This is a genomic window from Streptomyces sp. Isolate_45, from assembly GCF_024721315.2.
Lineage (GTDB): Bacteria > Actinomycetota > Actinomycetes > Streptomycetales > Streptomycetaceae > Streptomyces.
In genome coordinates, this window is the sequence record NZ_JANFAK020000255.1 from 117 (window position 1) to 8,121 (window position 8,005).

Below are 8,005 nucleotides of genomic sequence, written 5' to 3' on the forward strand. Positions count from 1 at the left end.
CCGTGCGCGGGCCGGTCCGCGGGCGACCGCGCGGCGCGCCCCGGGTCGGCCGGGGTGACGCCGTAGCCGAGCAGTTCGGTGCGGGCGTGCGGGGCGGCCCTGAGGTGGAGCGGTGACTCCCCCTCCGGCGGCGACTCCCCGGCCAGCTCGTACTCCCGGCCCGCCGCGAAGTCGCCGTCGACGGTGCACAGCGCCGTGGTCGCGGTCGGTCCGGTGCGGTAGGCGCAGTTGTCGTAGCGCTCCGCCAGGTCGAGGCCGCGGGTGGTGGTGAGTTCGAGGACCACGCCCCGGGCCGGGCCCGTGCCCCGGTTCGCGAAGGCGAGCGGCAGCGGCTGGCTCTCGCCCGGCTTCGGGTCCCGCTTGAGCCGCAGTTCCTCCACGACCAGGTCGGGGCCGCCGACCGTGACCCGGGTGACGGCCGTCGCGACGGTGACACCGGCCACCCCGGCGGTGACCGTGACGGTGCCGGTCGCGCCGGCGCCGGCGCCCTGTTCGGCGGTGACCTCCAGGTCCAGGGCGACGCTCGTGCCCGGGCGGGCCTCCCGCTCGGCGCAGACGAGGCCGGAGCCGGCGACGCTGCACCGCCCCACGGGCGCGGGCCCGCCCTCGCGGACGCCCGCCACTCCCCTGACGCCGCTCAGGTCGACGGTGAAGGTGACGTCACCGCCGCGGAATCCGGCGGCTGCCGCCGCGCCCTGCGCAGCGTCCACCCCATCGGCCTCGGGCGCGTCGTCCGCGCCGAACGCGTCGTCCGCGCCGTACGGTCCCTCCGCCCCGAGGTCCTCGCCCGTGCCCGGCAGGTCCAGGCGGAAGGCCAGCGGCGTCGGCTGCGGAACCCCCGTCGCGGGGTGCGTCACAAGGGTCAGCGCGGCCGGCCCGGTCAGCCGGAACACCGGTTCCGCGGCGTGTGCGGAGGGGACGGCCGGCCCTGCGGCGAACAGGCCGCACACGGCCAGCAGGGCGATGCGCTGTCTCATGCACCCTTGACCGCCGGACGGCCTTCACAGTTGCGCACTTCACCGTGTGACCGACACCACAGCCGTGTGAACGGGATTCCGGTACAACCTTCTCCGGCGACCGCCTGTCACTCATGTACTGCGGTGAGTACCGCGCTCGGAGGGGGAGCGCGGTGCTCACCGTCGTCATTGCTCCGGTTCCGATTGCCTGCGGGGCACGTCCGGGACCGCCAGGAACGGCAGCCGCAGCGCCCCGAAGGCCTCCTTCGGCACCGCCGGCCGGTTCGGTTCCACCGCCGCCAGCCGTACGTACGCCTCCCCCTGCGCGGGCCGCCGGTCCGGCTCCCCCTTGTTGGGCCAGTACGACATCGCCCGCTCGGCCTGAGCCGTGATCGTCAGCGACGGATTGACCCCGAGGTTCGCGGAGACCGCCGAGCCGTCGACGACCGAGATGCCCGGGTGCCCGTGCAGTCGGTGGTACGGGTCGACCACACCCTCCCGCGGTGAGGCGCCGATGGGGCAGCCGCCGAGGAAGTGCGCGGTCAACGGGGTCCCCATCAGTTCGCCGATGTTGCTCCCCGCGAAGCCGTTGATCTCCTCGGCCAGCAGGCTCGCGGCCCGCGTCGCCTCCTCGATCTGTACGGGGTTGGGGGCGCCGTGGCCCTGCCGGGCGGTCAGCAGGCCCTTCCCGATGCCGCCGGGCTTCCGGTACGTCGTCAGGGAGTTGTCCACCGACTGCATGACCAGGCCGATGATCGTCCGCTCGGACCAGCGCCGGTTGGACAGCGCGCGCATCAGCTGCACGGGGTGCCGGGCCGTGCGGGCGAACCAGGACCGCACCCGGTGCGCGCCGTAGGGCACCTGGAGGATGGTCATGAACCCCATGGCGTTGGAGCCCTTGCCGTAGCGGACGGGCTCGATGTGGGTGTCGGCGTCGGGGTGGACGGACGAGGTGATCGCGACGCCCCGCGTGAAGTCGACCCGCCCGACGCCGCCGTGCCGCCTGCGGTAGCGGCGGTCGTCGGTCTGGGCGCCGACCAGGCCCTCGGAGTTGGTCCGGGTCAGCTCGCCGAGCCGGTCGGAGAGGCGGGGCAGCTCACCCCGGTCCTTCATGGTGTGCAGCAGGGTCTGGGTGCCGTAGGTGCCCGCCGCGACGACCACGTACCGGGCCCGGAGCACCTTGGCCCGGCCCTTGCGGCGGTGGTCGGTGGGGACGGTGCGGACCCGGTGGCCGCCGTCGGGGTGCTCGGAGAGCGCCGTGACGGTGGTCATGGGGTGGATGACGGCGCCGGCCCGTTCGGCGAGGTGCAGGTAGTTCTCGTTCAGCGTGTTCTTCGCGCCGTGCCGGCAGCCGGTCATGCACTCGCCGCACTCGGTGCAGGCCCGGCGCGAAGGCCCGGCCCCGCCGAAGTACGGGTCCGCGGTCTCCTGACCGGGCCGCACCCGCCGCCCCTGCGCCGCTCCGCCGGCACCCCCGGCACCCCCGGCACCCCCGGCGTCCTCGCCGTCGCCGAAGAAGACGCCGACCGGGGCCATGTGGAAGGAGTCCCCGACGCCCATCTTCTCCGCGGCCGCCTTGAGGTGGACGTCGGAGGGCGTGAGCGTCGGGTTGAGCCGCACGCCGAGCATCCGCTTGGCCTGGTCGTAGTACGGGGCCAGTTCCGCGCGCCAGTCGGTGATGGACGCCCACTGCCGGTCCTCGAAGAACGCCGCGGGAGGCACGTAGAGGGTGTTGGCGTAGTTGAGCGAGCCACCACCCACTCCCGCTCCGGCGAGGACCATCACGTTGCCGAGCAGGTGGATGCGCTGGATTCCGAACAGCCCGAGGGCCGGCGCCCACAGGTAGTTCCGCAGGTCCCAGCTGTTGCGGGGCAGGCTCTCGCGGGTGAAGCGGCGCCCCGCCTCCAGGACGCCGACCCGGTAGCCCTTCTCGGTGAGCCGCAGTGCCGAGACGGCCCCGCCGAAGCCCGATCCGATGACGAGGACGTCGTAGTCGTAGCCGTCCTCGTCGTAGCCGTCCTCCGGGCCGCCTCCGCGGCCGCCGTCGTTCTCGTACGACACTCCCGTGCCTCCCAATCGGTCGCGCCTGGCGAAGTCGGAGGGGCCTGGACGGCCCGGACGGACGTCCTATCGGAGCCGCAGCGCCTTGAGGACCTTGAGGCTGCGCGTCATGAACCGCGCGTACTGCGCGTCGTCCATGCCCAGCGACGGGGCCATGGGCAGCAGGCGCTGGTGGGCCACCGTCTGCGCCTCGGTGTACTTGAGGATGCCCTCGGAGCCGTGGCGGCGACCGAGGCCGGAGTCCTTCATGCCGCCCATGGGTGCCTGGGCGCTGCCGTATGCGGGGGCGTAGCCGTCGTTGATGTTGACGGTCCCGGTGCGCAGGCGGGCCGCGACGGAGTGGCCGCGCCGGGCGTCCTTGGTCCAGACGCTGGCGTTGAGGCCGTAGCTGGTGGCGTTGGCCCGGTCGACGGCCTCGTCCTCGTCGGTGAAGCGGTAGACGGACACGACCGGGCCGAAGGTCTCCTCGGCGCAGACCGCCATCGGCGCCTCGACCCCGTCGAGGATGGTGGGCTCGTAGAAGAGCGGGCCGAGGTCGGGGCGGGCGACGCCGCCCGCGACGAGGGTGGCGCCCTTGGCGACGGCCTCGTCCACGTGCCGCTGGACGGTCTCCAGCTGGCGTTCGCCGACCAGCGAGCCCATGTCCGCGCCGTAGGCGAGGGCGCTGCCGAGCCGCATGGCCTTGGTGCGGGCGGCGAAGCGCTCGACGAACTCGTCGGCGATCGAGGCGTGGACGTAGAGCCGCTCGATGGAGATGCACAACTGGCCGGCGGAGGAGAAGCAGGCGCGGACGGCGCCCGCGGCGGCCTTCTCCACGTCCGCGTCGGCGAGGACGAGCATGGCGTTCTTGCCGCCGAGTTCGAGGCTGACGCCGACGAGGCGGGCGGCCGCGCCCTGGGCGACCTCACGGCCGGTGCGGGTGGAGCCGGTGAAGGAGACGTAGTCGGCGTGGCGGACGACCTCGGGTCCGACGACCGGGCCCTCGCCGAGCACGATCTGGAAGACCTCGGCGGGCAGTCCGGCCTCGATCAGCAGGTCACGGGCCCACAGCGCGGTGAGGGCGGTCTCGGTGTCGGGCTTCATGACGACGGCGTTGCCGGAGACGAAGGCGGGCAGGGCGTCGCCCACGGAGAGTTCGAGGGGGTAGTTCCAGGGGGCGATCTGGCCGACGACCCCGCGCGGCTGGCGCAGCTCGGTCACCTTGGTGAGGGTCGGCATCGCGCCGGTGTGACCCTTGGGGCGCAGGTAGGAGGGCGCCTTGCGGCCGTAGTGCCGGGCGGCGACCGCGACGGCCTGGACCTCCTCGTGGGCGTGCAGGCGGGCCTTGCCCGTCTCCAGCTGGATGAGGTCGAGCACCTCCGCCTGCCGGTCGAGGACCAGGTCGTGGAAGCGCAGCAGCACGGCCGCACGCCGGCGTACGGGAACGGCGGCCCAGGCGCCCTGTGCGGCGCGGGCCCTCTCGAAGGCCTCCGCCACGTCCTCGGGCGTGGCTTCGGGCAGGTCCGCCAGCTTGTCCCCGGTGAAGGGGGTGTGGTTGGCGGTCCGGCCGGAGCCGATCACTCCGCGGGTCAGCCGGGCGACCAGGTCGGGGGTCACCACGTCGGCGGCCGTACGGACGCCTGCCGGGGCGGGGGCGACCGGGTTGGTGGGCTGCGGTGCGCTGCGGAGGGGGGCGGCGGGGGCCTGCGAGTCCGTCATGGCGGTGAGCGTATTCCGCCGGGAGGCCTTTGGGTACCCGTGGGTAACCGGATTTTGCCAAGTCTGCCAGCAAACACTGGCGCATTGGGTGCGGTGTGGCGCGATCAGCCCTTCTTGGGCGCGGCCTGCCAACCGCTGAGCACGGTGTTGAACTGCTGGCGCAGCTCCGTCCAGTCGCTGACCGGCCCGGCCATGTAGATCGCGTACTCGACGCCCTCGGGCGTCATGTACATCTGCTCGATGGCCCGGCGTGGTCCGGGGAACTGCACCTTCTCGGTCCAGCTGAAGTCCCACTGGGCCCCGAGGGCGGTGTCCTGGAAGTTGTTCTGGCGCAGGATCTCGCGCTTGTAGTCCATGCGTTGCTTGACCTGGCGTTCCAAGTCGAGGACGTGCATGTACGGGTTCGGGTAGTCCGGGGTCGTGTCGATGGCGATCCGCAGGACGTGGCGGCCGTTGTCGGGGGTGTAGTCGATCTGGTTGCCGTTCATCAGGCGCTGCCAGCCCTCCGGGACGAAGAGCGTGAACCCCTCCTCGTCCGTGACCCGCTTCCAGCCCGCCGGCACCGGCTTGGTCGCGGCGTCGCCGCCGGACCCGGCGACGTCGGGCGCACCGGCCGAGGGCGTCGACCCGCTCTTGCCCGTGGTCCCGTCGTCGGATCTGTCCAGCCAGGTCAGTACGCCGAACACGCCGCCGCCACCCAGCAGCGCCGCCACCACGGCCACGGCGGCGGCCCGCTTGAGCCGCCCGGGGGCGGGCCCGGTGGGGGCCGTCGCGGGCACGGGGGCGGTGGTGGTCGCGGGCGGGCCGGCGGGCGCGGGCTCCGGCGGTGCCTGGGGGGTCTCCTCCTGGGGCTCGCGTTCCTCGGCGGTCACCGCGCGGGTGGGCACGTACGCGTGCGCGGCCCTGGGCTCCCGACCCTCCATCGCCTGCAGCAGCATCTGCTCGGCCTCGGCCGCCGAGGGGCGCTCGGCGGGGTCCTTGCGCAACAGGGCGGTGATGACCGGGCCCAGGGCGCCGGACTGGCGCAGGGCGGGCGGTTCGTCGTTGACGACGGCCTGGAGGCTGGAGATGGGCGAGGTCCGCCGGAACGGCGAGAGGGCCTCGACGGCCGTGTACAGGGTCGCGCCGAGCGACCACAGGTCGGAGGCCGGGTCGGGGGCCCCGCCGGTGACCCGCTCCGGGGCCAGGTAGTCGATGGAACCGACGAGTTCGCCGGTACGGGTGATGGAGGAGTCGCCCTCGATCGCGGCGATGCCGAAGTCCGTCAGCAGCACGCGACCGTCCTTCGCGAGCAGCACGTTGCCGGGCTTCACGTCCCGGTGCAGCACGCCGACCGCGTGCGCGGCGCGCAGCGCGCCCAGCACGTGCAGCCCGATCCGGGCGGCCTCCATGGGCTCGATGCGGCCCGCCGCCTTCGCGGCCTCGGCGAGGGAGGGGCCGTCGATGTACTCCATGACGATCCACGGCCGGTCGTCGTGTTCCAGCACGTCGTGCACGGTGACGACCGCCGGATGCTGGATCCGTGCGGCGGCCCGCGCCTCCTTCTGGGTACGGGCGTGCAGGACCTCACGGTCCGCCTGGGCCACGTACAGACCCGCCGTCAGTTCCTTGACGGCCACGGTCCGGTGCAGCAGCTCGTCGTGCGCACGCCACACCTTGCCCATGCCGCCACTGCCGATGGGCTCCACGAGCCGGTACCGGCCCGCGAGCACCGCACCCGCGCCTGTCTGCTGTTCCACGAAACCCCGCCGCTCTGTGCACTTCGGGCCAGATTACGGAGCCTGCGGCCAGAGCCGAAACCACGCGGGGGCGGTAGGGCAGCACTGTGACGCAATTGCCGTATTGACAGGCCGTCAGTCTCTTGTCAACCCCCGGACTTGTAACTCGCCGTGGCCTTCTCGAAGACGTCGGTGACCTTGTCCTGGTTGTCCTCCGGACCCGTGACCATGACGATGTGGTACTTGCCGCCGAGCGCGACGACGAAGTTCCGCGCGAACAGGGACCGGCCCGCCGCGTCGATCCAGGTGTACCGGCCGGTGACCCGCAACTGCTGGCCCACCTTCGTGGACTTCACGTCGCCGCCGGACGCCCAGGTGGAGTTGCGGTACGGGGCCAGTTCCGGCTCCTTGTCCTTCTGGTAGCCCACCGGATCCGGATTGCCACCCTCCACCTGGTCCCGGCCCGGCACCACGATCAGGGTGAACTGACCCTGGACGTAGCGCACCTGACCGGCCTCGTTGATCGTCTGCCGCTCCCAGCCGTCCGGGACCGCGATCGAGAAGTGCGCGGGGTCCTGTTGGACGGTGAAGCCCTGCGGGGCGGGCGCGTCCGTCTGCGGGGCGGGCTTGGACTCCGGGGTTCCGGCGGGGGTCCGGCTCGGCTCCGGCCGCGCCGGACCGCTCCCGGAGGGTGCCGGGGCGGAGGGCTTCGGGCTCTGCGCCGCCGTCGGCTGCTGCCCCCCGGCCTGCGGCTCCCCGGACCGGGGCATGAACAGCATCGCGTACGCCACGGCACCGGCGAGCACGGCCAGGACCCCGACCAGCAGGGTCCGGCCGAGGGCGCGCGGCTTGCGCGGCGCGGCCGGGTTGCGGTGCCGCCCGTGCAGTTCGCCGCGCCGGCGCGGGAGGGGCAGGCGGGCGGGGTCGGGTTCCGGCATCGGGAGCACGCCGAAGTCGCCGTCGGGCTCCGGGGCGGAGCGCACGAGGGAACGCAGCCAGCCGCGGAGCTCCTCGAAGTCGGGCCGCTCGGTGGGGTCCTGGCGCAGCAGCGACTCCACGACCGGGCGCAGCGGGCCGCACTCCTCGGCGAACGCGGGGGCCTCCGCGCACACCATCTCGACGAGTTCGGCCACGCTGTCCTCGGGGTACGGGGCGTGGCCCTGCACGGCCCGGTACAGCAACGCGCCGAGCGCCCACAGGTCGGTGGCGGGACCGACGGGCGCGGCGAGCTGCCAGTGCCCGTGCACGGGCCCGGCCTGTTCGGGCGCCCACCGCTCGGTGACCGCCCCGACCACGGCCATCCGCGTCTGCCGCGCCCGCTCGGCGTCCAACCCGGTGCGCGGACCACCGCCGTGCCCACCGGGAGCGTCCCAGCCGGCGGCGGACGGAGTGAGTCGCTGGGCGACGGGCGGAGCGACGGGCGGAGCGACGGGCGGAGCGACGGGCGACGGCACCGGGAGGCCGGCGTCGGCGCCGGGTCCGGGACGGCGGCCTGCGGGCGTCGGGGGCGGTGCCGTGGCCCCCCCCCGAAAAGAATAACAAAACTAATAAAAAAACTAAAATTTTTAAAAA

The 8,005-nt window shown here is 73.5% G+C and carries 4 protein-coding genes and 1 pseudogene; all 5 read right to left on the reverse strand.

The window, feature by feature from the left end; genetic code table 11:
- Positions 1–977 (reverse strand): annotated as a pseudogene (locus tag NOD94_RS38930) (hypothetical protein); the annotation flags it as partial.
- 165 nt (positions 978–1,142) lie between these two features.
- Positions 1,143–3,017: a GMC family oxidoreductase gene (locus NOD94_RS38935; protein WP_281210978.1), complete on the reverse strand. Its 1,875-nt coding sequence runs from the start codon at positions 3,015–3,017 to the stop codon at positions 1,143–1,145.
- Positions 3,018–3,083: 66 nt separating this feature from the next.
- A complete protein-coding gene (locus NOD94_RS38940; RefSeq protein WP_281210979.1) occupies positions 3,084–4,715 on the reverse strand; it encodes a succinic semialdehyde dehydrogenase in 1,632 nt (543 codons plus the stop codon).
- Between the two features lie 104 nt (positions 4,716–4,819).
- Positions 4,820–6,454, reverse strand: a complete 1,635-nt coding sequence (locus NOD94_RS38945) for a serine/threonine-protein kinase (protein ID WP_281210980.1) — start codon at positions 6,452–6,454, stop codon at positions 4,820–4,822.
- A 125-nt stretch (positions 6,455–6,579) separates the two neighbouring features.
- Positions 6,580–7,734, reverse strand: coding sequence for a hypothetical protein (locus NOD94_RS38950; RefSeq protein ID WP_281210981.1), 1,155 nt, complete (start codon positions 7,732–7,734; stop codon positions 6,580–6,582).
- Positions 7,735–8,005: the final 271 nt, after the last annotated feature.